General features: G+C 70.0%; 20 protein-coding genes. 12 read left to right on the top strand and 8 right to left on the bottom strand.

Annotated elements, in window-relative coordinates:
• Positions 1-213: 213 nt before the first annotated feature.
• Positions 214-1815 (top strand): YhjD/YihY/BrkB family envelope integrity protein, encoded by a 1602-nt coding sequence (locus ACFSCU_RS00265; RefSeq protein ID WP_180550484.1) that lies wholly within the window; start codon positions 214-216, stop codon positions 1813-1815.
• Between the two features lie 258 nt (positions 1816-2073).
• Here ACFSCU_RS00265 and ACFSCU_RS00260 read toward each other — a convergent pair whose 3' ends face one another.
• A complete protein-coding gene (locus ACFSCU_RS00260; RefSeq protein WP_377559462.1) occupies positions 2074-3606 on the bottom strand; it encodes a YifB family Mg chelatase-like AAA ATPase in 1533 nt (510 codons plus the stop codon).
• Between the two features lie 182 nt (positions 3607-3788).
• On the opposite strand from ACFSCU_RS00260, the gene ACFSCU_RS00255 reads away from it, so the two are divergent.
• The 5 genes from ACFSCU_RS00255 (at position 3789) to glcF (ending at position 8808) form a co-directional block, all read left to right on the top strand.
• The gene (locus tag ACFSCU_RS00255; RefSeq protein WP_180550485.1) at positions 3789-4559 is read left to right on the top strand and encodes a TorF family putative porin; all 771 of its coding nucleotides are present in this window, start codon (positions 3789-3791) and stop codon (positions 4557-4559) included.
• A gap of 60 nt (positions 4560-4619) precedes the next feature.
• Positions 4620-4958, top strand: a complete 339-nt coding sequence (glnK, locus tag ACFSCU_RS00250; RefSeq protein ID WP_180550486.1) for a P-II family nitrogen regulator — start codon at positions 4620-4622, stop codon at positions 4956-4958.
• A 31-nt stretch (positions 4959-4989) separates the two neighbouring features.
• On the top strand, positions 4990-6333 hold the full coding sequence (locus tag ACFSCU_RS00245) for an ammonium transporter (RefSeq protein WP_377559460.1): 1344 nt from the start codon (positions 4990-4992) through the stop codon (positions 6331-6333).
• 160 nt (positions 6334-6493) lie between these two features.
• Complete coding sequence (gene glcE / locus ACFSCU_RS00240) at positions 6494-7564, top strand: glycolate oxidase subunit GlcE (RefSeq protein ID WP_180550487.1); 1071 nt, start codon at positions 6494-6496, stop codon at positions 7562-7564.
• Complete coding sequence (gene glcF / locus ACFSCU_RS00235; RefSeq protein WP_377559458.1) at positions 7564-8808, top strand: glycolate oxidase subunit GlcF; 1245 nt, start codon at positions 7564-7566, stop codon at positions 8806-8808. The genes glcE and glcF overlap by 1 nt, the downstream gene beginning before the upstream one ends.
• Positions 8809-8862: 54 nt before the next feature.
• Here the strand turns inward: glcF and ACFSCU_RS00230 are convergent, their stop codons facing one another.
• Positions 8863-9333: a glutathione peroxidase gene (locus ACFSCU_RS00230; protein ID WP_377559457.1), complete on the bottom strand. Its 471-nt coding sequence runs from the start codon at positions 9331-9333 to the stop codon at positions 8863-8865.
• A gap of 409 nt (positions 9334-9742) precedes the next feature.
• Here ACFSCU_RS00230 and ACFSCU_RS00225 point away from each other — a divergent pair, with 409 nt between their 5' ends.
• Complete coding sequence (locus ACFSCU_RS00225) at positions 9743-10777, top strand: hypothetical protein (protein ID WP_377559456.1); 1035 nt, start codon at positions 9743-9745, stop codon at positions 10775-10777.
• 270 nt (positions 10778-11047) lie between these two features.
• Here the strand turns inward: ACFSCU_RS00225 and ACFSCU_RS00220 are convergent, their stop codons facing one another.
• Both ACFSCU_RS00220 and lplT read right to left on the bottom strand, forming a co-directional pair.
• Positions 11048-11929, bottom strand: coding sequence for a DMT family transporter (locus tag ACFSCU_RS00220; RefSeq protein WP_377559455.1), 882 nt, complete (start codon positions 11927-11929; stop codon positions 11048-11050).
• Positions 11930-12315: 386 nt separating this feature from the next.
• A complete protein-coding gene (lplT, locus tag ACFSCU_RS00215) occupies positions 12316-13587 on the bottom strand; it encodes a lysophospholipid transporter LplT (RefSeq protein ID WP_377559453.1) in 1272 nt (423 codons plus the stop codon).
• 332 nt (positions 13588-13919) lie between these two features.
• Here lplT and alr point away from each other — a divergent pair, with 332 nt between their 5' ends.
• The 4 genes from alr (at position 13920) to ACFSCU_RS00195 (ending at position 16926) form a co-directional block, all read left to right on the top strand.
• Positions 13920-15017: an alanine racemase gene (gene alr / locus ACFSCU_RS00210; RefSeq protein ID WP_180550492.1), complete on the top strand. Its 1098-nt coding sequence runs from the start codon at positions 13920-13922 to the stop codon at positions 15015-15017.
• The gene (locus ACFSCU_RS00205) at positions 15014-15862 is read left to right on the top strand and encodes a hypothetical protein (protein WP_333707334.1); all 849 of its coding nucleotides are present in this window, start codon (positions 15014-15016) and stop codon (positions 15860-15862) included. Before alr ends, ACFSCU_RS00205 begins: the two co-directional genes overlap by 4 nt.
• Before the next feature lie 147 nt (positions 15863-16009).
• Positions 16010-16639, top strand: a complete 630-nt coding sequence (locus ACFSCU_RS00200) for a cytochrome c oxidase subunit 3 (protein WP_377559451.1) — start codon at positions 16010-16012, stop codon at positions 16637-16639.
• A 2-nt stretch (positions 16640-16641) separates the two neighbouring features.
• Positions 16642-16926, top strand: coding sequence for a hypothetical protein (locus ACFSCU_RS00195; protein ID WP_180550493.1), 285 nt, complete (start codon positions 16642-16644; stop codon positions 16924-16926).
• Between the two features lie 296 nt (positions 16927-17222).
• Here ACFSCU_RS00195 and ACFSCU_RS00190 read toward each other — a convergent pair whose 3' ends face one another.
• The 4 genes from ACFSCU_RS00190 to ACFSCU_RS00175 form a co-directional block, all read right to left on the bottom strand.
• On the bottom strand, positions 17223-17981 hold the full coding sequence (locus ACFSCU_RS00190) for a TSUP family transporter (protein WP_180550494.1): 759 nt from the start codon (positions 17979-17981) through the stop codon (positions 17223-17225).
• A gap of 387 nt (positions 17982-18368) precedes the next feature.
• On the bottom strand, positions 18369-19721 hold the full coding sequence (argG, locus tag ACFSCU_RS00185; protein ID WP_180550495.1) for an argininosuccinate synthase: 1353 nt from the start codon (positions 19719-19721) through the stop codon (positions 18369-18371).
• 248 nt (positions 19722-19969) lie between these two features.
• Entirely contained in the window at positions 19970-20644 is a 675-nt protein-coding gene (locus ACFSCU_RS00180; RefSeq protein ID WP_180550496.1) for a MarC family protein, read from the bottom strand.
• Positions 20645-20943: 299 nt separating this feature from the next.
• Positions 20944-22392, bottom strand: coding sequence for an NAD-dependent succinate-semialdehyde dehydrogenase (locus tag ACFSCU_RS00175; protein ID WP_377559449.1), 1449 nt, complete (start codon positions 22390-22392; stop codon positions 20944-20946).
• A 173-nt stretch (positions 22393-22565) separates the two neighbouring features.
• Here ACFSCU_RS00175 and ACFSCU_RS00170 point away from each other — a divergent pair, with 173 nt between their 5' ends.
• The gene (locus ACFSCU_RS00170; protein ID WP_180550497.1) at positions 22566-23663 is read left to right on the top strand and encodes an NAD(P)-dependent alcohol dehydrogenase; all 1098 of its coding nucleotides are present in this window, start codon (positions 22566-22568) and stop codon (positions 23661-23663) included.
• Positions 23664-24043 lie beyond the last annotated feature (380 nt).

Genomic DNA, 24043 nt, shown 5'->3' with positions numbered 1-24043 from the left:
AAGGGGTGCGCGTGGGCGCCCGACGATGGGGCTTGCAAGAAGAATGCCACAGGGCTGCGCGCACTGGCCTCGGGGTTGGCCCGCATGTGTCGACCCAGGCTTGCCGTGCATTGGGGGCCTGTGCGCGCTGAACGCGCCGCGTCGGCGTCGGCTGACAGCGTGTGCCGGTGGCCGCTGGCTGGGTGGGCCGGGGCGCGCGCCTAGACTGGCCGCATGGTCACCACCGCTGCCGATTCCGCCCCCGTCGATGCCGCTACCGCCACGGCCGTGGCCGCCGCCACCGGCGCAGCGCCCACCGCGCCGGTGGTTCCCAAGCTGTTCCAGGGCAGGCTCAGGGTGTTCTACCCGCTGTACCGCGCGTTCGAGCTGTGGTCCGACGCCGACGGACTGCGCATGAGCGCGGCCATGTCGTTCTACGGCATCCTCAGCCTGGCGCCGCTGCTGGTGCTCATCGTGGCCGTGCTCGGCTGGTGGCTGGACCGCCAGATGCTGGAAACGAGCCTGATCACGCAGATCGGCGGCGTCGTCGGACAGCAGGGGGCCGAGGTGATCAAGGCCGCGATCGCCAGCGCGCAGGAGCCCGGCAAGGGGCTGTTCGCCTCGCTGCTGGCCTTCGTGCTGTTGCTGGTGGGCGCGACGGGCGTGTTCGCCGAATTGCAGTCGGCGCTGGAGCGCCTGTGGACGCAGGGCACCGGCGTGGACGCCGTGGATGCCTGGTGGCACACCGCCACGCTGCGGCTGCGCGGCGTGGCCTATATCCTGGCCTTCGGTTTCCTGATGCTGGTGTCCACCGTGATCGCCAGCCTGCTGAGCCTGCTGGAGCAATGGGCCGGCAGCCGCTTCGAGATGAAGCTGGTGCTGGCGACGCTGAACCAGGCCATCTCGTTCCTCATCACCACCGGCCTGTTCGTGGCGCTGATGCGCATGAGCGCCGGGCCGCAGCCGAGCCTGCGCTACCTGCTGCGCGGCGCAGCGGTGGGCGCGCTGCTGTTCGGCGTCGGCAAGTACGCGCTGGCGCTGTACCTGTCGACGGCCGCGGTGGTGTCGGCCTATGGCGCGGCGGGTTCGCTGGTGGTGCTGCTGATGTGGATCTACTTTGCCGCCGCGGTGCTGCTGTTCGCCGCCAGCGTGGCGCGCGTGATGGCCGAGCGGCACGGCCAGTTCTCGCCCGCGCCCACGCCGCCGCCGGCCGCCGCCGTTACCGGCCTGAAGGCCGAGGCGCGCGCGCAGGGTGACGACATGACGGCGCAGGCCAGCACCGCCGCGGTGGCAGCGGCCCTGGCAGGTGACGAAGGGCCCGCCCAGCGACCGGCGCGCCGGCAGGCGGTGGCCGTGCCCCGTTCCCACGAGGCGCTGGCGTTGCTGATCTCGGTGGCCGCAGCCTGGCTGATGACACGCCCCAAGGCGGGGTCAACGGAGGCGCCACCCGCATGGGCCGCGCGTGAGGCTGCCCGGCCGCCGCGGCCGCGTGACGAACAGTCTGCCCCGTCGCGCGGCGACGAGCGTGCGCGCGAGCGCGGCGATGCCCAGGCCTCGCCCGCCTGGCTGGGCGCCGCGGTGGTGGCCGCCCGTGCACTGCGTGCAGGTGTGCGGCTGGCGCAGGGTGCGGCACAGCCTTCGAAGCGCGACGACGATGGCCTTCGCCTGCACGCGCCGCGCGCCCTGCGCCAGTGGGGCGAGCGTGCCGTGGACAGCCACGCCAGCAGCCTGGGTACGCACTGGAGGCAGTGGCGCGAGCGCCAGTCCCTGACGCACGCCGAGCGCGTGGTGGCGCGCGACGTGCAGGCGCTGCGCGACGCGTTGCGCAAGCGTTGAGAACCGAGCTACGCCTCGGCTGCTCACAAGAACATCAAGAATCCTCGACTCTCAGGAAGTCTCGGATGACGCGCGGACTGCATCCGCTGTGTGGGAGCGGGCTTGCCCGCGATCAATCGTTGGTGGCGACGAGACGCCTCATCGCGGGCAAGCCCGCTCCCACAACAGGGCCCGAGATTTCTTGACAATCAATCAAAAATCATAGCTGCCAGCGCTTGATGGACAGGCGCTGGAGGCTGATTTGATCCAAAAAATTGATCAAGCCGCGCTGCGCAGCGCCCGCCGGTACTGCACCGCTTCGGCCACGTGCGCCGTCGTCGTCAGCTCGCTGCCGGCCAGGTCGGCGATGGTGCGCGCCACCTTCAGCGCGCGGTGGGTGGCGCGGGCGCTCCAGCCCAGGCGCGTGGCCGCGGTGTGCAGGAAGGGGCGCGCGGCATCGTCGAGCCGCACATGCGCGTCGATGGCCTGGCCGTGCAGCGCCTGGTTGGGCACGCCTTGCCGCGCCAGCGCACGCTCGCGCGCCGCCGCGCAGCGCGCCCGCACGGCGGCGGTGGCCTCGCCGGGCGGTGCCGCCAGCAGTTCGTCGGCCGGCAGGGCCGCCACCTCGATGTGCAGGTCGATGCGGTCCAGCAGCGGCCCCGACAGCTTGCCCTGGTAACGCGCCACCTGGTCGGGCGTGCAGCGGCAGGGCTTGATGCGCGAGCCCAGGTAGCCGCAGGGGCAGGGGTTCATCGCCGCGATGAGCTGGAAGCGCGCCGGAAACTCCGCCCGCTGCGCCGCGCGGCTGATGGTGATGTGGCCGCTCTCCAGCGGTTCGCGCAGGGCTTCGAGCGCGGCGCGCGGAAACTCCGGCAACTCGTCCAGAAACAGCACGCCCTCGTGCGCCAGCGAGATTTCACCCGGCCGTGGCGGTGAGCCGCCGCCCACCAGCGCCACCGCGCTGGCGGTGTGGTGCGGCGAGCGGGTGGGCCGCACGCCCCAGGCCTGCAGCTTGAAGCTGCCGCCCAGGCTGGCGATGGCGGCGCTCTGCAGCGCTTCGCCCACGTTCATCGGCGGCAGCAGGCCGGCAAAGCGCTGCGCCAGCATCGACTTGCCGGTGCCCGGCGGGCCCATCATCAGCAGCGAATGGGCACCCGCTGCTGCAATTTCAAGAGCGCGCCGGGCGGCGGCCTGGCCTTTCACGTCGGCCAGGTCGGGGTAGGCGGGCGCTTGGCTGCGCTCGGCCGGCGGCACGCGCGACCAGCCTTCGACTTCGGCCGGCGGCGGCGTGCCGGCGGGCAGGAACTGCGCCACCACGTCCAGCAGATGGCGTGCGCGGTACACCGCCATGCCGGGCACCAGCGCGGCCTCTTCGGCGCTGCCGGGCGGCAGCACCAGCTTGGCATCCACGCCGCCCTGGTGCAGCGCCACGGCGGTGGCCAGCGCGCCGCGCACCGGGCGCAGCTCGCCCGACAGCGACAGCTCGCCGGCAAACTCCCAGCCCGCCAGCCGCGCACCGTCGATCTGCCCGCTGGCGGCCAGGATGCCGAGCGCGATGGGCAGATCGAACCGGCCCGAATCCTTCGGCAGATCGGCGGGCGCCAGGTTGACGGTGATGCGCTGGTTGTGCGGAAACTCCAGCCCGCTGTTCTGCAGCGCGCTGCGCACGCGCTCGCGGGCCTCCTTCACCTCCACGTCGGCCAGGCCCACCAGCGTGAAGCTGGGCAGCCCGTTGGCCAGATGCACCTCGACGGTGACGGCGGGCGCCGCCAGCCCCATCAGGGCGCGGCTTTGCACCAGACTCAAACCCATGCTTGCGTTCATCCCCATGTTGGTGCGTGGCTGCCTGCACCGATGCGGTGCGATCGGCGTGGCCTCCGCGTTGGCGCCACCACGTCGCTGGGCCGAACTGTAGCGCGGCATGGAGCGCGATGGCAGCTGGCACGCCTCCTGCTTAAACCTCTTCGCAGTCATTCAACACCGAAGAGGAAGTCATGCACACCGCCTTGCGCACCATCAAGCCCCTGGGTCTGGCCATAGCGGCGATCGGCGCCGGCGGCGCGGCCCTGGCGCAGACCGCCGTCACGCCCGAGCCCGCCCCGGCCCCCGAAAGCACGCTGTCGTTCAACGTCGGTGCCACCACCGATTACCGCTATCGCGGCATCTCGCAAAGCCGGCTGAAGCCCGCGCTGAGCGCCGGCGCCGATTACAGCCACGCCAGCGGCCTGTACGTGGGCACCTGGCTCACCACCATCAAGTGGATCAAGGACGCCGGTGGCGATGCGCCGATGGAGTGGGACGTGTACGGCGGCTACAAGGGCCAGTTCGGTGCCAGCGGCCTGGGTTATGACGTCGGCCTGCTGCACTACAACTACCCCAGCCACAAGCTGTCCATCAGCCCCAATACCACCGAGATCTACGGCGCGCTGAGCTACGGCATCTTCACCGCCAAGTATTCGCACGCGCTCACCAACCTGTTCGGCTTTGACGACAGCAAGGGCAGCGGCTACCTCGACCTGTCGGCCAACGTGGACCTGGGCGATGGCTGGTCGGTGGTGCCGCACGTGGGCCGCCAGTGGGTGCGCCACAACAGCGCCTATGCATACACCGACTATGCGCTGGCGCTGAACAAGGACTTCGGCAACGGTCTGTCGGCCAGCGCCGCCGTCATCGGCACCAATGCCGACAAGGCGCTCTACACCACGCCCAGCGGCCGCTTCACCGGCCGGGCCGCGCTGGTGCTGGGCATCAAGTACACGTTTTAAGCCAAATCGGCCTCCAGCGCCGGTCCATCAAGCGCTGACAGCTATCAAAAAGGAAGCATCATGAAACTCGTCACCGCCATCATCAAACCCTTCAAGCTCGAGGAAGTGCGCGAAGCGCTGTCGCAGCTGGGCGTGCAGGGCATCACCGTCACCGAGGTCAAGGGCTTCGGCCGCCAGAAGGGCCACACCGAGCTGTACCGCGGCGCCGAGTACGTGATCGACTTCCTGCCCAAGGTGAAGCTCGAGACCGCCGTGGACGACGACGTGGTCGAGCGCGTCATCGAGGCCATCGAGCAATCCGCGCGCACCGGAAAGATCGGCGACGGCAAGATTTTCGTCGCCGACCTGGAACAGGTCATCCGCATCCGCACCGGCGAGACCGGCGGCGCCGCGCTGTAAGCCCATCGCACGCACCAGAGGAACACCACCCATGAAATCCCCGTTCGCTTTCTTCGCGCTGCTGCTGGCCGGCGGCGCTGCCCTGGCGCAGGCCGCCGCACCCGAGGTGGCGGCCGCCGCCTCGGCCGCCGCAGCCGCCGCGCCCGTACCGCACATCGACTCCGGCGACACCGCCTGGATGCTCACCTCCACCCTGCTGGTGATCCTGATGATCGTCCCCGGCCTGGCGCTGTTCTACGGCGGCCTGGCGCGCAGCAAGAACATGCTCAGCGTGCTGGTGCAGGTGTTCGTCGTGTTCTCGCTCATCAGCATCCTGTGGGCGGTGTACGGCTACAGCCTGGCCTTCAGCGGCGACGGCAACTTCTTCGGCGGTTTCGACAAGCTGTTCCTGAAAGGCGTCACGCCCGACAGCATCGGCGCGCTGCCGACGGTGCCCGAATACGTGTTCATCGCCTTCCAGGGCACCTTCGCCGCCATCACCTGCTGCCTCATCGTCGGCGCCTTCGCCGAGCGCATTCGCTTCTCGGCCGTGCTGCTGTTCATGGCGATCTGGTTCACGCTGAGCTACGTGCCCATGGCGCACATCGTGTGGGGCGGCGGCCTGCTGGCCAAGGACGGCGCGCTCGACTTCGCCGGCGGCACCGTGGTGCACATCAACAGCGGCATTGCCGGCCTGGTGGGCGCCTACATGCTGGGCAAGCGCGTGGGCCACGGCCGCGAAGCCTTCACCCCGCACAGCCTGACGCTGACCATGGTGGGCGCCTCGCTGCTGTGGGTGGGCTGGTTCGGCTTCAACGCCGGCTCGGCCGGGGCGGCCAACGGCGGTGCGGGCCTGGCCTTCATCAACACCGTGCTGGCCACGGCGGCCGCCACGCTCACCTGGTCGCTGGGCGAGGCGATGCACAAGGGCAAGGCGTCCATGCTGGGCGCCGCCTCGGGCGCGGTGGGTGGCCTGGTGGCGGTCACGCCGGCGGCTGGCTTCGTGGGGCCGATGGGTGCCATCGTCATCGGCGGCCTGGCGGGGCTGGTCTGCCTGTGGGGCGTGAGCGGCCTCAAGCGCCTGCTGAACGTCGACGACGCCTTCGACGTGTTCGGCGTGCATGGCCTGGGCGGCATCCTGGGCGCCATCCTGACCGGCGTGTTTGCCGCGCAGAGCCTGGGCGGCACCGGCGGCCTGACGCCCGACAGCTTCAGCATGGGCGCGCAGGTGTGGATCCAGACCAAGAGCGTGCTGTTCACCGTCGTGTGGTCGGGCGTGGTCTCGTTCATCGCCTACAAGATCGTGGACCTGTTGATCGGCCTGCGCGTGAGCGAAGAGGAAGAGCGCCAGGGCCTGGACATCTCCAGCCACGGCGAGACGGCGTACAACCGCTGAAGCCCGCTGCGGCAATTCAAGGGCCTGCCCGCGTGGCAGGCTTTTTTCATGTCGAATCCGGCTTTCGCTCAGGTGGGACCGGCGCGGGCAGCTACCGAATTAGAAGTAACGGTTGGTCAGGCAGGGGAATGCGGGGCGGCCAGCCGCTACCATCCACGGCATGGATGCCGCGCTGCAAGCCCTCATCGAGAAGATCCGCAAGGCCGCCGAGCGTGGGCGGCCCTTGCGCATCCGCGGCGGCGGCACCAAGGACTTCTACGGCCAGCAACTGCAAGGCGAACTGCTCGACACGCGCCCGCTGGCCGGCATCGTGGCCTACGAGCCGAGCGAGCTGGTCGTCACCGCCCGCGCCGGCACGCGCCTGCGCGATCTGCAGGCGCTGCTGGCGGAGCAAGGCCAAAGCCTGCCGTTCGAGCCGCCGCAGTTCGGCGTGGCCAGCACGGTGGGCGGTGCGGTGGCGGCGGGGCTGTCGGGCCCGGCGCGCGCCAGCGTCGGCGCGCTGCGCGACTACGTGCTGGGCGTGCAGATCGTCAACGGCAAGGGTGAGCTGCTGACCTTCGGCGGCCAGGTGATGAAGAACGTGGCCGGCTACGACGTCAGCCGGCTGATGGCGGGCAGCCTGGGCACGCTGGGCGTGATCGCCGAGGTCAGCCTGAAGGTGCTGCCCGTGCCGCCAGCCGAGCGCACGCTGGTGTTCGAGCTGTCCGAGACCAGCGCGCGCCAGCAGCTCAACCGCTGGGGCGGCCAGCCGCTGCCGCTGAACGCCAGTTGCTGGGCCGACGGCCACCTGGTGGTGCGCCTGCGCGGCGCCCGCGCGGCCATCGACAGCGCGACCAAAATCATGGGCGGCCAGGTGCTGGACGCCGAACGCGCCGAGAAGCAGTGGACGACGCTGCGCGACCAGGCGCTGCCGTTCTTTCGCCTGGCACCCGGCGAGGCGCTGTGGCGCGCCAGCGTGCCCGACACCGCCACGCCGCTCAACCTGGGGCCGACGCTGGTCGAATGGCACGGCGCGCAGCGCTGGATCAAGGCCACGCCGGCCGATGCGCCCGTGGTGCGCGAAGCCGCCGCGCGCGCCGGCGGGCACGCCACGCTGTTTCGCGGTGGCGACGGCAGCGTGCCCGTGTTCACCCCTTTGCCTGAGCCGCTGGCGCGCATCCATGCGCAGCTCAAGCGCGAGTTCGACCCGGCGGGCATCCTCAACCCGGGGCGCATGGTTTTGGACTTCTGATGCAGACCGCCCTGGCCCCCGAATACCGTGACACCGACGCCGGCCGCGAGGCCGAGGCGATCCTGCGCAAGTGCGTGCACTGCGGCTTCTGCACCGCCACCTGCCCCACCTACCAACTGCTGGGCGACGAGCTGGACGGCCCGCGCGGGCGCATCTACCTGATCAAGCAGGTGCTGGAGGGCGAGCAGCCCACACGCACCACGCAGCTGCACCTGGACCGCTGCCTCACCTGCCGCAACTGCGAAACCACCTGCCCCAGCGGCGTGCAGTACGGCCACCTGATCGACATCGGCCGCCAGGTGGTCGAGGCCAAGGTGCCGCGCCCGCCGGCCGAGGCGCGCAAGCGCCGGCTGCTGAAGGAGGGGCTGACCTCGCCGCTGTTCGGTACGGCGCTGCGGCTGGGGCAATCGGTGCGCGGCCTGCTGCCCGCGGTGCTGAAGGACAAGGTGCCCGAGCGCCGCGCCGCTGGCGCCTGGCCCCGGCGTTCGCACCCGCACAAGGTGCTGCTGCTCGAAGGCTGCGTGCAGCCCGCCATGGCGCCCAACATCAACGCCGCCACGGCGCGCGTGCTGGATGCGGCGGGCATCGAATGCGTGCTGCCGCGCGGCCAGGGCTGCTGCGGCGCGGTGCGCTACCACCTGGCCGATGGCGAGGGCGGCCTGAAGCAGATGCGCGCCAACATCGACGCCTGGTGGCCGCACATCGAGCGCGGCGCCGTCGAAGCCATCGTCATCAACGCCTCGGGCTGCGGCGCCATGGTCAAGGACTACGGCCACCTCCTGCGCCACGAACCGCGCTACGCCGACCGCGCGGCCAAGGTGTCCGAGCTGGCGCGCGACCTGAGCGAGCTGCTGCCCTACCTGGCCGAGGCGCTGCAGGGCCGCGTGCGCCCGCCCGCGGCCGTGCTGGGCTGGCACGCGCCCTGCACGCTGCAGCACGGCATGCAGCTGCGCGGCGGGGTGGAGCAGTACCTGGGTGCGCTGGGCTTTCAGCTGCGCCCGGCCGCCCAGGAGGCGCACCTGTGCTGCGGCTCGGCTGGCACCTATTCGGTGCTGCAGCCCGAGCTGGCGACGAAGCTGCGCGACCGCAAGCTCGGCCACCTGCTGGGCGAGACCAGCAGCGACCGGCCCGCCGCCCTGCTGTCGGCCAACATCGGCTGCATCACGCACCTGCAGTCCGGCACCGAGCTGCCGGTGCGGCACTGGATCGAAGTGCTGGACGAAGCGCTGGTTGCTTCCAAATAAAGAGCTGCTTGCGCTTACTGGACGGGCGCTGGAGCCCGATTTGATGCATATGCTTCAGGGCTGGCCCAGCGCCGCCTCGATGTCGGCCGCCAGCGCCTCGGGCCGGTGCCGCGGCGCATAGCGGCCGATCACGCGGCCGTCGCGCCCCAGCAGGAACTTGGTGAAGTTCCACTTGATCGCCCGCGTGCCCAGCACGCCCGGCGCCTGCGCCTTCAGCCACGCGAACAGCGGGTGCGCCTGCGGGCCGTTCACCTCGCACTTGGCCATCAGCGGAAACGTGATGCCGTAGCTGGCGCTGCAGAAGGCGCCGATGGCCGCGGCATCGCCCGGCTCCTGCCGGCCGAACTGGTTGCATGGAAAACCGATCACCGTGAAGCCTTGCGGCCCGTAGCGCTGGTGCAGCGCCTGCAGGCCCGCCAGCTGCGGCGTGAAGCCGCAGGCGCTGGCGGTATTGACGACCAGCCGCACCTGGCCGTCGAACTGCGACCAGGGCAGGGGCCGGCCGTCCAGCGTCTGCAGCATCATGCGAATGGGCTTTCAAACATGCTTGTCCATCAAGAAATCTCTGATGCCGCGCGGACCGCATCCGCGTTGTGGGAGCGGGCTTGCCCGCGATAGGGCGTTTCGCCACAACCAACGCTTGATCGCGGGCAAGCCCATTCCCACACCACTGTCTGAGACGGGTGACTCATCCAGCAAAACGTCATCAGCGGTTGGGCAAGTGGCGCGTCATCGGGCATCGGGGCTTGCGTGCAAAGTTCACGGCCGCGCAGTGTGGCAGCAACACCGGGGCGAAGCAATCACGGCTTGGCCGCCGCGTGTGGGCCGCATTGCGCCGATGCTTGCCCCGAAGGCGCGCCGACTGGCCACAATGGTCGGGAACCGGGCACGCTGACCAAGGTGTGTCGGCACAGCCCCCGGCTCCCGAACCACCGTGCGCTACACCTACATCTTCATTGGCCTCACGCCGTCCGAACGCGCGCTGCTCGAGTCGCTGATGGCGCTCGACAGCGGCGGCGGCGACGAGCTGGTGCCCGTGGCGACGCCGGAAGAGGCGAACCTCATCGTCGTCAACGGCGACGACGCCAGCGTCGTCGACTGCCTGCGCGCCGGCAATCCGCAGGCGCTGATCGTGCTGGTCGGCCAGCCGCCTCGGTCGTTGCCGCTCGATCTGCCGGTGCTGCGCCGCCCGCTCGAGATGCAGGCGGTGGCCGAGGTGCTGGTCCAGCTGGACTGGCCCGAAGACCGGGATACGGCCGCGCCGGCCAGCCTGAACCCCGTCTCCACCCTGCGGGCCGGCGCGCCCACGATACAGCCGCCGGTCAGCGCACACCCGCCCGAGTCGCAGTCGCCCGAGTCGCAGCAGGCTGAATCGCAGCCGCCCATGCCGCAGTCGTCGGCCTTCGCGCCCACCACGGCGTCGATGCCGATCACCGCACCGCATGTCTCCACCCTGGCGGGGCCGGCCGTGTCGGCGCGCGCCACCTGGGCCGTCCGCGAGCGGGCCCCGCTGACCGCACCCGCGCCACGCATGGCGCGCCGGGCGCACGCCGCCACGCCCTTCGTCGACGATGCCGACGCCGACCTGATGACGGTCGTCGGCGCGCTGGGCCGGCGCTCGCACACCTTGCCGCGCGGCATCCGGCGGCTGGGCTTTCGCGTGCGCCTGATCGAGGGGGCAGACGCGGCGCTGGCCGCCTTCGCGCAGCGGCCGGTCGATTTCGTGTTTCTCGACCAGGCCTCGCTGGGCGACGATCTGCTGCCGCTGGCGCGCGCGTTGACCGCCCAGCGCCCCATGCCGGGCCACCCGCCGCACGTGGTGGTGGTGGCGCGCCGCGGCACCGCCTTCGACCGCCTGCGCGCGCGCCTGATCGGCTGCGTCTGGATGGTGGTGCCGGTCGACCGCGAGCGCCTGCTGGGCTTTCTGGCCCGGCGCGGGCTGCATCCGACGGCGCGCTCGCGGCGCTGACACACTGGGGATCGGCGCGGGCGCCAGATGGAAGTCGCCTGTATGCGGCGCCCTGGCTGCGCTGGCTGCTATCAAATCAGCTTGATTGTCCAGAAGTCCCAGTGCGTGTTGTGGGAGCGGGCTGGCCCGCGATGAGGCATCTCCTCGCCACCAACGCCTGATCGCGGGCCAGCCCGCTCCCACACAGGGGATGCGGTCCGCGCGTCATCCGGGGCTTCCTGATCATCCAGCAGATCAGCATCGAGCGGGCGCCGCTGACGCTGCGCCCGTTCATCCGGGCCGCCGCCCCGGGCGGATCGACAGCACCGCCGCCGACACGATGAGCACGCCGCCGGCCCAGGTCCACGCCGTGGGCGTGGCCGCGCCCAGCAGCACCGCCGACACGGCGGCGATCACCACCTCGGCCAGCATGATGAGCGCCGTCACCTGCGCCGGCAGCCGCGCGGCGCCGTACTGCAGCGCCAGGTTGCCGCCCAGGAAGGCCAGCGTCAGCGCCAGCGCCCACGGCAGCCACGAGACCGACAGCGCCGGCGGCGCGCCGCCCGCCAGGCCCGCCAGCACCAGCGCACCCGACATCGCCAGCCCGCCCGCGAACATGGCCAGCACGCGGGCATCGCGCGGCGTGTCGCGCCAGCGGCGCAGCAGGGCGTTGGTCAGCGCAAAGCAGAAGCCGCCCAGCAGCGCCAGGAAATCCGCCGCGCCGCTGGGCAGCGGCCAGGCGCCGCCCGGCCGGTGCAGCACCAGCACCAGCCCGGCCAGCGCCAGCCCCAGGCGTGCCAGCGCCGCCGGCGTGGGCCGCTCGCCCAGCAGCCACCAGGCCAGGCCGATCGACCACACCGGCATCAGGTAGAACAGCAGCGTCACGCGCACCACGTCGCCCACCGTCACGGCCCAGTTGAAGCCCACGTTGGTCAGCCCGGCGGCCGCCATCAGCGCCAGCAGGTGCGGGTGCCCCAGCAGGCTGCGCACGCTGGCCGGGCGCCACAGCAGCAGCGCCAACAGCGCCCCCGCGTACACCACGACCGTGCTCCACAGCGGGTGCAGCCCATGCCCGTGCAGCGCCTTGAAGGCGATCCACGACAGCCCCCACACCATGGCGTTGAACAGCAACGCCAGCGCGGGGGCGGCGGAAGAGAGGGAGGGGCGGGTCATGGCGGGCAGGGCAGGGCGCAGCGGGTGCGGCGCCACGGGGGGGGAGAATCGATCCTGGGGCGTCGGCGGCATCATGCCTGGTCGGGCGGCGCGGGCTGGCGTTGTGGCGATGGATGGATAAAACTTGAGGGGTATATGCCGTAAGCGCTTGAGTGACGGGCGCTGACGGATAGGTATATGGGGAGTATGTGATGAATTCGCCGCGGCTGTCTGCGGCACCCCCATCGCGGGCAAGCCCGCTCCCACAAGAAGCCGAGACGCTGGTTTGCCCGCCGCCTGTCAGCCCCCCTCAAGCGGCCGCGGAGCAGGCCATGCGCGAACGCCGTGGCCGGGCTTGTACCGGCCACCAGCGTTGTCCCCCCTCAGGGGGGATGGCGCGCAGCGCCTCAGGGGGGAGCGTTCTTTCCGCGCGCGAGCCGCATCAGCTGCTTGATCTCCGCCGTGTGGTGGCGCAGGTTGTGGCGGTACCAGAGCTGGATCAGCGCCATCGACACCACCACCACGGCGCCGAACAGCGCGATGGCCGCGAACGCCGACAGACCCAGCCCCGTGGAGGCGCTGTACAGAAAGCCCAGCGCCAGGATGCAGGCCTGCTCGTTGAAGTTCTGCACCGCGATCGAGCGGCCGGCGCCCATCAGGTTGTGGCCGCGGTGCTGCAGCAGCGCGTTCATCGGCACCACGATGTAGCCACCCAGCGCCCCCATGGCCACCAGGAAGGGCACGGCAATCCACACCCGGTCGACATACACCATGCCGATCACCAGCGCGCCCATCAGCACGCCCAGCGGCATCACGGTGGTGGCGCGGTCCAGGCGCACGCGGGCCGAGGCCATCACCGCCCCCACGGCGGTGCCCAGCGCCACCACGCCCACCAGCGTGGCGGCCTTGGTGGTGGAGTAGCCCAGCGCCGCATAGGCCCAGGCCAGCACGATGTAGCGCATGTTGCCCGACACGCCCCAGAACAGCGTGGTGGTGGCCAGCGAGATCTGGCCCAGCTTGTCGCGCCACAGGCGCGCGTTGCAGCGCCAGAAGTCGGGCAGCAGCGCCAGGGCGTGCGCCGGCATGGGCCGCATCTCCACCCCGGTGTGCGGAATGCGCAGGTTGATGGCCGCCGCAATCGCGTACACCAGCACCAGCGCCGCAATCGCCGCCTGCGGCCCGGTCACGATGCCCGGCAGGTTGAACGACAGCAGCCAGGGCGCCAGGCGCGGCCCCACCAGCTGCCCGCCCAGCAGCACGCCGAGGATGATGGAGGCGATGGTCAGCCCCTCGATCCAGCCGTTGGCCTTGACCAGCTGCGAGGGCGGCAGCAGCTCGGTCAGGATGCCGTACTTGGCCGGCGAATACGCCGCCGCGCCCAGCCCCACGATGGCGTAGGCCAGCAGCGGGTGGCCGCCGAACAGCATGGCCAGGCAGCCGACGATCTTGATCGCGTTGCTGACGAACATGACCCAGCCCTTGGGCCGCGAGTCGGCGAACGCGCCCACCCACGGTGCCAGGACGACGTAGAACAGCGCGAACATCGGCACCAGCGCGGCGCGCTGCCATTCGGGCCCGCCATCGGCGCGGATCAGCTCCACCGCCGCCACGAACAGCGCGTTGTCGGCCAGCGAGCTGAAGAACTGCGCGGCCATGATGGTGTAGAAGCCGCGTTTCATGCCCCCTGAGGCGCTGGCGCGCCATCCCCCCAGGGGGACGCAGCCCCTGGCCGGCGCAGGTCCGGCCACGGCTGCCCGCGCATGGCCTGCTCCGCGGCCGATGGGTGCACGGGTGGCCTGCTGCGCGGCCACGAGGCGGGCCGTTGCGGGCAGGCGGTGGCTCGTGCACCACGGCCTGCGCGGGACGAAGTAACTGCCAAGATGTTTCCGCTCTGTAAGGGCTGCCGGGTTATAGCATGCACGCTTCCAGCGTGTGATGGCGGGTTGGACGGGCGATGCAGGTGCCAGAATCCGTGACTTTCGCCATTGGCGCCATTGCCTGAAGAGCTGCCATGCCTCGCCCGATCCACGCCACCATCCACACCGGCGCGCTGCGCCACAACCTGGCGCAAATGCGCGCCGCCGCGCCGGGCGCGCGGGTGTGGGCCATCGTCAAGGCCAATGCCTACGGCCACGGCATCGAGCGCGCCTTCGAAGGCCTGCGCGGCGCCGACGGCTTCGCGCTGCTCGATTTGGCCGAGGCGCAGCGTGTGCGCGATCTGGGCTGGCGCGGCCCGATCCTGCTGCTGGAGGGCGTGTTCGAGCCGCGCGACCTGGAGCTGTGCTCGCGCCTCAACCTGTGGCACGCCGTGCACGGCGACGAGCAGATCGACTGGCTGGCCACGCACAAGACGCACCAGCCGCACCGCGTGTTCCTCAAGCTGAACAGCGGCATGAACCGGCTCGGCTTCGCGCCCGAGCGCTTTCGCAGCGCCTACGCGCGGCTGCAGGCGCTGCCGCAGGTGGACGAGATATCGCTGATGACGCACTTCAGCGACGCCGACGGGCCCAAGGGCATCGGCGCGCAATGGGCCGTGTTCCAGCGCGCCACCGACGGCCTGGCCGGCGAGCGCAGTCTGTGCAACAGCGCCGCCGCGCTGCGCCACGCGCAGGACGCCGCCGTGCGCGGCGACTGGGTGCGCCCCGGCATTGCGGTCTACGGCTCGTCGCCCGACTTTCCCGAGCACGACGCGGCGCACTGGGGGCTGCAGCCCAGCATGACGCTTGCATCGAAATTGATAGCTGTCAACGCCCTGCCGGCGGGCGCCAGCACTGGATATGGCTCCATCTTCACCGCCGAGGCGCCGATGCGCATCGGCGTGGTAGCCTGCGGCTACGCCGACGGCTACCCGCGCCACGCGCCCACCGGCACGCCGGTGCTGGTCGATGGCGTGCGCACCCGCACGCTGGGCCGCGTCAGCATGGACATGATCGTGGTCGACCTCACGCCCGTGCCGCAGGCCGCGCCGGGCAGCGAGGTCACGCTGTGGGGCCGCGCCGGCAGCGGCGCCGTGCTGCCCATCGACGAGGTCGCGCACGCCGCCGGCACCGTGGGCTACGAGCTGATGTGCGCGCTGGCGCCGCGGGTGCCGGTCAGCGTCGAAGAATGAGCCAACATTCGGCATCCAGCCGGCGTCGCGCGAGCGCCAGGCGCTCCAATTTCAGAAGCATCCGGGTCGAGGAAGACGCCCTGGTCCGACGCCTGCGCAGCCGCCACACGCTGTGGCTGCACGGCGGGCTGATGGGGTTGATCACGCTGCTCGTCATGTGGGGTGTGTCGACCGCGCTGCGGCACGGCGGCGTCGATTCGCTGGCCGTGCGCTACGCGCTGGCGCTGGGCGCGGGCTACCTGGCCTATCTGCTGTTGCTGCGCATTTGGGCCGGCATGCTGGTGCGCGAGGAGGAGCGCGACGTGCCCGACCCGGGCGTTCTGGACCTGGTGCCCTGGCCCGGTGGCGGTGCCTCGTGCAATGACGGCGTGCACAGCGGCGGCGGTGGCGACTTCGGCGGCGGCGGGGCCGATGCCGTGTTCGACGCCCCGGCGCAGGCGCTGGCCGAATGCGCAGGTGATGGCGGTTCGGCGCTGGGCGACGTGGCCTCGGGCGCGCTGGAGGCGGCCGGCGGCGCCGACGAAGGCGCCCTCGTTGTCATCCCGGTGCTGGCCGTGTTCGGCGCCGTGCTGGCGGCGGTGCTGGGCGGCGGCTGGTTGCTGCTGCTGTACTTCGGCTCCGAGGCGCTGCTGGCCGTGGCGGTGGAACTGGCGTTCGCCTACACCGCAGCCCGCACCGTGGTGCGGGTGGAGCGCGAAGGCTGGCTCCTGGCCGCGATCCGCCTGAGCTGGAAGCCGCTGCTGGGCGCGCTGGTCTGCGCGGTGGCGCTGGGCGCGCTGGTGGACCACTTCGCGCCCCAGGCCGACACGCTGGCGCAGGCCGTGCAGCAGTGGCGGGCGCGTTAGCGAATGCTCATCCAATAATAGCTGCGTGCGCTTTCTAAATAAGCGCTGCAGCCCGATTTGGCACTGAATCTGCCCGCCCGGCCGGCGCCGCGGGCTTGTCCTGTTTCAAGGCGCGGCCGGAGTGGATTGACTAGCATCAAATCCACTGTGTCCGCCGCCGAAACCATCTCTCCCCTGGCCTTGGGCGATCCGCCCGCGGCCGCCGCGCCTGCCGAACAGGCCGAATCGGCGCGCCCCGGCTACACCGGCATGTGGGTGGGCATCACCTGCGAGTTCGTCGAGTTCGCGGTGTTCTTCGTCGTCTACTTCGTCGCCCGCTGGAGCTACCCCGACGTGTTTCGCGCCGGCGCCCCCAGGCTGTGGACGCTGGGCGGGCTGCTGATCACCATGGTCATGCTGACCAGCGGCTATGCGCTGGTGCGCACCGTGCTGGCCGTGCGGCGCGACGACCAGCGCGGCGCGCGGCTGTGGATGACCAGCGCCTTCGTCGTCGCGCTGGGCTACCCGCTGGTCAAGTGGCTGGAGATCCAGCACAACCTGGCGGCCGGCGTGGTGGCGGGCAACAACGCCTTCTTCACGGTGTACTACTACCTCACCATTAACCACTTCATGCACTCGGCCTGGGGCATTCTGGGCATGCTGTGGGTGCTGGTGCGCGTGTGGCAGGGCGCGTACCGGCCGGGTAACCCGAAGGGCGTCGAATCCATGGCCATCTACTGGCACGCCACCGACATGGTGTGGCTGATGCTGTTCTCGCTGTTCTATGCCTTCGTCTGACCATGAAGCGCCTGTTGCACGCCCTCGACCCGCGCAACGCCACCCAGGCGTGGCTGGCGCTGCTCGTCATCACCGTGGTTACCGCCGGCATCGCCGTGGCCGAGCGCGGCGTGCTGCCCTGGGTGGGCTGGATCATCGCCGCGCTGGTGTGGTGGAAGGCCTGGCTGGTGGCCGACCATTACCTGGAAGTGGCCGACGCCGCGCCGGTGTTCCGCCGCATCGTCGTGGCCTTCATCAGCCTCGCGCCGGTGCTGTTGGTGGTGACGGCGTGGATGGAGTCGCGGTGAGCGTCGGGGCTACATATACTCCCCTATAGGCTGGTCTTTATCGCCCGTCTGCCGGGCGCTGATACAACATACTCCCCATCATCGGCGCTGGCCTCGTGGCTTTGTGGGAGCGGGCTTGCCCGCGATGGGGCGCTGGTTCGGGCGCAGGCGCCGCCATTGCGGGCAAGCCCGCTCCCACAGCGGAGGGGGGTCAGCCCATACTCCCTTGGCCGCTGCCCTGCAGCGCTTATATGCCAAGTGCTGGAGATGTATACCCCTTGTTGCTGCGGATGGCGCCACGCCGCACGCCCACCCCCTCAGCGCAGAAACGCGTCATACCCCGTCTTCAGGATCAGCGCCCCCACCACCACGATGAACACGCCGCGCACGAAGCCCGCGCCGTGCTTGAGCGCCAGCCGCGTGCCGATCAGGCTGCCGGCCACGTTGGCCACGGCCATCACCAGGCCGATCTTCCACCACACGTGGCCCTTCATGGCGAACAGCGCGATGGCCGCCAGGTTGGTGGCCACGTTAAGCAGCTTGGCCGAGGCCGAGGCGTTGAGGAAGTCGTAACCCAGCAGCCGCACGAACAAAAAGATGAAAAAGCTGCCCGTGCCGGGGCCGAAGAAGCCGTCGTACCAGCCGATCACGGCGCCGATGGCGCAGGCCAGCGCCGTCTCGCGCGCCTGCGTGTGGCGCGGCGCGTGGGTGCGGCCCAGGTCCTTCTTCGCCAGCGTGTAGAGCAGCACCGCCAGCAGGATGAAGGGCAGCAACCGGCGCAGAAAGGTGGGGTCGATCAGCGTGACCACCCAGGCGCCAATGAACGAGCCCGCCAGCGCCGCGCCCGCCGCCGGCAGCAGCACCGCCCAGCGCATCTGCACACGGCGGCTGTACTGCACGGTGGCGATGCTGGTGCCCCAGACCGAGGCGCTCTTGTTGGTGCCGAACAGCGTGGCCGGCGCGGTGGTTGGGTAGACGGCGAACAGCGCCGGCACCAGGATCAGCCCGCCGCCGCCCACGATGGAGTCGATGCCGCCGGCCAGCAGCGAGGCCAGCGAGATGAGAACCAGTTCCATCAGGGATGCGGAATGCTATGGTGTTGATAGCTGCCAGCGCCTGCCCACCGGGCGCTGAGGGCCGAAAAGACCATGATCATACGCCGGGCCGCACGCCCCCGGCGCGCGCCGCGCGGGCAAGAAAAAAGGCGCCGCTGGCGGCGCCTTTGAAAACATCAGCATGGGAATGGCTGAATCCGGAAATCTGTTTCTCGTGGTGGTCTCGCTTGTCTCCTGGGCCCCTTCGGCACCGCGGGAGTCGGTCGCGGCGCATGAAGTGAGATCAATGTAACAGTTGCCGCCTCATACCACATTGGGGCTTGCCCGTACGAAATTGGTGCGCCCACACGGGTTTTGGTGCCCAATTGCGTACTTTGTGCCGCGTTCTGCGGCAGTTGGCCCAGTTGGTCACTTCTTGCCGGCATCGCTCTCGTGCCCCAACTGCGGCAGCATCGAGCCTTCGCCCAGCTGCAGCAGCCCGGTGCGGCTGTACACCGCCAGCTTGCCGCGCGTGTCGGTGATGTCCAGGTTGCGCATGGTCAGCTGGCCGATGCGGTCGAGCGGCGTGAAGGGCGCGTTCTCCACCTTCTCCATGCTCAGGCGCTCGGGCGCGTAGGTCAGGTTGGGCGACTCGGTGTTCAGCAGGCTGTAGTCGTTGCCGCGGCGCAGCTCCAGCGTCACCTCGCCGGTGATGGCATTGGCCACCCAGCGCTGCGCCGTCTCGCGCAGCATGATGGCCTGCGGGTCGAACCAGCGGCCCTGGTACAGCAGGCGGCCCAGCTTGAGGCCGTTCATGCGGTACTGCTCGATGGTGTCTTCGTTGTGGATGCCGGTCACCAGCCGCTCGTAGGCGATGTGCAGCAGCGCCATGCCGGGCGCCTCGTAGATGCCGCGGCTCTTGGCCTCGATGATGCGGTTCTCGATCTGGTCGCACATGCCCAGGCCGTGGCGGCCGCCGATGCGGTTGGCCTCCAGGAACAGCTCCACCGGGTCGGCAATCTCCTTGCCGTTCAGCGCCACCGGGCGGCCTTCGGCGAAGCGCACGCGCACTTCTTCGGCCTTCACCTCGACTTCGGGCTTCCAGAACGCCACGCCCATGATCGGGTTGACGATGCGGATGCCGCTGTTCAGCTCTTCCAGATCCTTGGCCTCGTGGGTCGCGCCCAGCATGTTCGAATCGGTCGAATAGGCCTTTTCGGTCGACATCTTGTAGTCAAAACCGGCCTTCTGCATGAATTCCGACATTTCCTTGCGCCCGCCCAGTTCGTCGATGAACTGCTGGTCGAGCCAGGGCTTGTAGATCTTCAACGATGGGTTGGCCAGTAAGCCGTAGCGGTAAAAGCGCTCGATGTCATTGCCCTTGTACGTGCTGCCATCGCCCCAGATGTTGACGTCATCTTCCTTCATCGCGTTGACCAGCATGGTGCCGGTGACGGCCCGGCCCAGCGGCGTGGTATTGAAGTAGGTGGCGCCGGCGGTCTGGATGTGGAAGGCACCGCACTGCAGCGCGGCAATGCCCTCGTTGGCCAGCTGCGTGCGGCAATCCACCAGGCGCGCGGCCTCGGCGCCGTATTCCATCGCCTTGCGCGGGATGGCGTCGTAGTCGTCCTCGTCCGGCTGGCCCAGGTTGGCGGTGTAGGCGTAGGGGATGGCGCCCTTCTGGCGCATCCACAGCAGCGCGGCGCTGGTATCCAGGCCGCCCGAGAAGGCAATGCCGACCTTCTGGCCGACGGGAAGCGATTGCAGGATGGTGTGGGACATGGCTTGCGGCGGGCGGCGCCCGCGGTGATGTGAGCGTGGACGGGAAGCCGGCTATTGTCCGACGTTTTGCCGCGGCATCCGCGCCCGACGCCATGACTTCGCCGCTGCGCGGCGTGATGACGAAATGACGTCAGTGATGCGCGGAATGCCTCGCCCTCCGCTGGCGTCATGGCGGCGCAGCCGCCGTCATCGAAGCGCAGCGAGGTCATTTCGTCATCGCATCGCGCGCGAAACAGCATGACAAGCGCCTACAGTCCGCGCAGCAACTCCTGCGCGCCGTTCCACACGATCTGCACGCCCAGGCACAGCAGGATGAAGGCCGACAGGCGCAGGAACACGACCAGCCCCACCTCGCCCAGCGGCCGCAGCAGGCGGCCGGCGTAGCGGAAGGTGAGGAACACGCTCAGCCCGATCAGCACCGTGGCGGCCAGCCCGCCGGCGAAGTTGGCCAGCGACTCGGGCACGCGTGGGCTGTGCAGCGCCGCGCCCACGGTGATGGCGGCGGCAATCGAACCCGGCCCGCAGGTGAGCGGAAAGGCCATCGGGTAGAAGGCCTGGATGCGCACGTTGTCGTCGGTCAGCGACTGCGCCATCTGCGCCTTGTCGTCGCTGGCGGCCTGCTGGGTGTGCAGCATGCGCCACGCGGTGGAGGCCACGATCAGCCCGCCGGCCACGCGCACGATGGGCAGCGAGATGCCGAAGAAATCCAGCACGTAGGTGCCCACCAGCATGGCGCCGGCCAGCATGAAGAACACGTACTGCCCGATGCGCCGCGCCAGCAGGGTGCGCGTGCTGCCGTCGACCCCGCGCGTGAGCGTGACGAACACCGGCGCCGAGGCGGGCGGGTTCAGGATCGGCAGCACCGCCGCCAGCGCGAACAGCAGGCTCTTGCCGAAGGCCAGCAGCAGGGCGGGGAAATCCATGGCGCTAATGTAAGGGCGCGGCGGGGTGGGCGCTGAAGGGGTGTGGGGTGGATTTCGCAGGCGGGCGCCGTATACTCCCCATATTGATGTCCGCCAGCGCCCGTCTGAAGGGCGCTGTCGATTGATACTCCCCAATATTATATGTAGAACTGCTGTGGGAGCGGGCTTGCCCGCGATGAAGCGCATCGCCACAGGCAGCGCCGAATCGCGGGCAAGCCCGCTCCAACAGAAAGACAGGCCCCCGTCCTGGGCAGCAAGCGCCGCTGGCCATCAGGGCCGATGCGGCGCGCCAGCCTTCGTCAGCCGCAGAACGTCGACACCGACTTGGTCGTCACGTACGCCTCCAGCGCCTCCGGCCCGCCTTCCGAGCCGTAGCCCGAATCCTTGACGCCGCCGAACGGCAGCTCGGGCCAGGCGGCGGCGGGCTGGTTGATCCACAGCAGGCCCACTTCCAGCCGCTCGGCGATCTGGTGCGCGTTCTTCAGCGACTGCGTGAAGGCATAGCCGGCCAGGCCGAAGGGCAGGCGGTTGGCCTCGGTCAGCGCCTGGTCCAACGTGTCGAAGCCGTGCACCACGGCCATGGGGCCGAAGGGCTCCTGGTTGAAGATGTCGGCCTCCAGCGGCACGTGGGCCAGGATGGTGGGCGCCCAGAAGTTGCCGGCGCTGCCCACGCGCGCACCGCCCGTGGCCACGGTGCCGCCGCGCTTCACCGCGTCGTCGGTCAGCGCCTGCATGGCCGACACGCGGCGCTCGTTGGCCAGCGGGCCCATGCGCGCGCCTTCGCTCAGGCCGTCGGCGGGGGCGAACTTCTCGGCCTGGGCGACGAACTTCTTCGTGAACTCCTCGACGATCGGCTTGGCCACCAGAAAGCGCGTGGGCGAGATGCACACCTGCCCCGCGTTGCGGAACTTGGCGCCGCCGGCGGTCTTGATGGCGAGGTCGATGTCGGCGTCCTCGCACACGATCACGGGCGCGTGGCCGCCCAGTTCCATCGTTGCGCGTTTCATGTGCTGGCCAGCCAGCGCGGCCAGCTGCTTGCCCACGGGGGTGGAGCCGGTGAAGGTGATCTTGCGGATGATGGGGTGCGGGATCAGGTACTCGGAGATCTGCGACGGCACGCCGTACACCAGCTGCACCACGCCGGCCGGCACGCCGGCATCGACGAAGGCGCGGATCAGCGCGGCGGGCGAGGCGGGGGTCTCCTCAGGCGCCTTGACGATGATCGAGTTGCCCGTGGCCAGCGCCGCCGACAGCTTGCGCACCACCTGGTTGACCGGGAAGTTCCACGGCGTGAAGGCGGCCACGGGGCCGACGGGGTGCTTGGTGACGTGCGCCGTGCCGCGCAAATCGCGCGGCGGCACGATGCGGCCATACACGCGCCGGCCCTCGTCGGCCATCCAGTCGATCACGTCGGCGGCGGCCAGCACCTCGCCTTTCGCTTCGGCCAGTGGCTTGCCCTGCTCCATGGTCAGGTGGCGGGCGGTCGCGTCGGCGCGCTCGCGGAAGATCTGCGCCGCCTTGCGCATCAGCGCCTGGCGTTCGTGCGCGGGCACCTTGCGCCAGGCTTCAAAGCCTTTTTGCGCGGCGGCCAGCGCGCGGTCCAGGTCGGCGATGCCGGCGTGCGCCAGGCGGCCGATCTCGGCGCCGGTGGCGGGGTTGAACACGGCCATGGTCTTGCCGTCGGCGGCGTCGCACCACTGGCCGTCGATCAGCAGCTGGGTGTGGGGGTAGTCGTGGGGGGTGGTCATGAAGGTCTCCGTGCCAAAAAAAGCGTGAACAAGTGCGCAGCCATCCATGCTAGCCGCAGCGCGCGGCGCCTGCTGTCGCCCCTTGGGCGGGCGGCTTGCCCGTGGTCAATGCGGTCGTCACGCGGGCGTGCTAAAAAAGTCCCTTGACCCCAACCGCCAAAAAGGAGAACCGCATGGCCCAGATGATGAAAGCCGCCATCTTCGTTGAACCCGGTCGCATCGAGATCGCCGAGAAGCCGATCCCCGACGTCGGCCCCAACGACGCGCTGATCAAGATCACCACCACCACCATCTGCGGCACCGACGTGCACATCCTGAAGGGCGAATACCCGGTGGAGAAGGGCCTGACCGTGGGCCACGAGCCCGTGGGCACCATCGTCAAGCTGGGCAGCGCGGTGAAGGGCTACCAGGAAGGCCAGCGCGTCATCGCCGGCGCCATCTGCCCCGACTTCAACAGCTACGCCGCGCAGGACGGCGCGCCCAGCCAGGACGGCAGCTACCTGGTGGCCAGCGGCCGCTGCGGCTGCCACGGCTACAAGCTGACGGCCGGCTGGCGCTTTGGCAACCTGATCGACGGCACGCAGGCCGAATACGTGCTGGTGCCCGACGCCGCCGGCAACCTGGCCCCCGTGCCCGATGGCCTGACGGACGAGCAGGTGCTGATGTGCCCCGACATCATGTCGACGGGCTTCGTCGGCGCCGAGAACGCCAACATCAAGATCGGCGACACTGTGGTCGTCATCGCGCAGGGCCCCATCGGCCTGTGCGCCACCGCTGGCGCCAAGCTGCGCGGCGCCACCACCATCATCGCCGTGGACGGCAACGACGAGCGCCTGGCCGTGGCCAAGAAGCTGGGCGCCGACGTGACGCTGAACTTCAGGAACGTGGACGTGGTGGACGAGGTGCTGAAGATCACCGGCGGCAAGGGCGCCGACAGCGCCATCGAGGCGCTGGGCCTGCAGTCCACCTTCGAGCAGGCCATGCGCTGCATCAAGCCGGGCGGCACGCTGTCGAGCCTGGGCGTGTATTCGAGCGACCTGAAGATCCCGCTGGGCCCCTTCGGCGCCGGCCTGGGCGACCACAAGATCAACACCGCGCTGTGCCCCGGCGGCAAGGAGCGCCTGCGCCGCCTGATGAACGTGATCGAATCGGGCCGCGTGGACCTGAAGCCGCTGGTGACGCACGAGCGCAAGCTGGACGACATCGTGGAGGCTTACGACCTGTTCGCCAACCAGCGCGACGGGGTGTTGAAGATTGCGATCAAGCCCTGAGGGTTGGTTGATGGGGTTGGGGGCGCTGCTGGCCGGGATGTGCGCCCGGCGGCGCAGTCACTTTCTTTTGTCTCGCCAAAAGAAAGTAACCAAAGAAAAGGCGACCCCACTGGCCGTGTCCCTCCGCTTCGCTGCGGGCAGCCTGCGATGCTCGGTCGCGGGGCGGCGCTGCGGAACTCGCTTCGCGCTTGCGCGCTCCGCTCAAACAACCGCAGCGAGTCAGAGCACGAAGCATGGGCTTGCTGCGCAGCCCATGCCCGCCCCACGCCCTGCGCTTCTCGGCACGGCCAGAGGGGAGGTGAAGCCCACACGGGCCATCGCTGCGCTCGGCCTTGGCTTGTCAACGCCGCTGCTTCGCGCGGCGTGCTGTTTTACTCCCT

Source organism: Ottowia beijingensis, assembly GCF_042680925.1.
Classification (GTDB): Bacteria; Pseudomonadota; Gammaproteobacteria; order Burkholderiales; family Burkholderiaceae_C; genus Ottowia; species Ottowia beijingensis.
This window is presented reverse-complemented; position numbering and strand designations above follow the sequence as displayed.

Coding starts and splice junctions, on each gene's coding strand:
- ACFSCU_RS00245 (WP_377559460.1), top strand. CDS start 4,990: ATGAAATCCCCGTTCGCTTTCTTCGCGCTGCTGCTGGCCGGCGGCGCT.
- ACFSCU_RS00260 (WP_377559462.1), bottom strand. CDS start 3,606: ATGGGTTTGAGTCTGGTGCAAAGCCGCGCCCTGATGGGGCTGGCGGCG.
- ACFSCU_RS00190 (WP_180550494.1), bottom strand. CDS start 17,981: ATGGAACTGGTTCTCATCTCGCTGGCCTCGCTGCTGGCCGGCGGCATC.
- alr (WP_180550492.1), top strand. CDS start 13,920: ATGCCTCGCCCGATCCACGCCACCATCCACACCGGCGCGCTGCGCCAC.
- glcF (WP_377559458.1), top strand. CDS start 7,564: ATGCAGACCGCCCTGGCCCCCGAATACCGTGACACCGACGCCGGCCGC.
- ACFSCU_RS00180 (WP_180550496.1), bottom strand. CDS start 20,644: ATGGATTTCCCCGCCCTGCTGCTGGCCTTCGGCAAGAGCCTGCTGTTC.
- argG (WP_180550495.1), bottom strand. CDS start 19,721: ATGTCCCACACCATCCTGCAATCGCTTCCCGTCGGCCAGAAGGTCGGC.
- ACFSCU_RS00175 (WP_377559449.1), bottom strand. CDS start 22,392: ATGACCACCCCCCACGACTACCCCCACACCCAGCTGCTGATCGACGGC.
- lplT (WP_377559453.1), bottom strand. CDS start 13,587: ATGAAACGCGGCTTCTACACCATCATGGCCGCGCAGTTCTTCAGCTCG.
- ACFSCU_RS00205 (WP_333707334.1), top strand. CDS start 15,014: ATGAGCCAACATTCGGCATCCAGCCGGCGTCGCGCGAGCGCCAGGCGC.
- ACFSCU_RS00170 (WP_180550497.1), top strand. CDS start 22,566: ATGGCCCAGATGATGAAAGCCGCCATCTTCGTTGAACCCGGTCGCATC.
- ACFSCU_RS00265 (WP_180550484.1), top strand. CDS start 214: ATGGTCACCACCGCTGCCGATTCCGCCCCCGTCGATGCCGCTACCGCC.
- glnK (WP_180550486.1), top strand. CDS start 4,620: ATGAAACTCGTCACCGCCATCATCAAACCCTTCAAGCTCGAGGAAGTG.
- ACFSCU_RS00255 (WP_180550485.1), top strand. CDS start 3,789: ATGCACACCGCCTTGCGCACCATCAAGCCCCTGGGTCTGGCCATAGCG.
- ACFSCU_RS00230 (WP_377559457.1), bottom strand. CDS start 9,333: ATGATGCTGCAGACGCTGGACGGCCGGCCCCTGCCCTGGTCGCAGTTC.
- ACFSCU_RS00195 (WP_180550493.1), top strand. CDS start 16,642: ATGAAGCGCCTGTTGCACGCCCTCGACCCGCGCAACGCCACCCAGGCG.
- ACFSCU_RS00220 (WP_377559455.1), bottom strand. CDS start 11,929: ATGACCCGCCCCTCCCTCTCTTCCGCCGCCCCCGCGCTGGCGTTGCTG.
- glcE (WP_180550487.1), top strand. CDS start 6,494: ATGGATGCCGCGCTGCAAGCCCTCATCGAGAAGATCCGCAAGGCCGCC.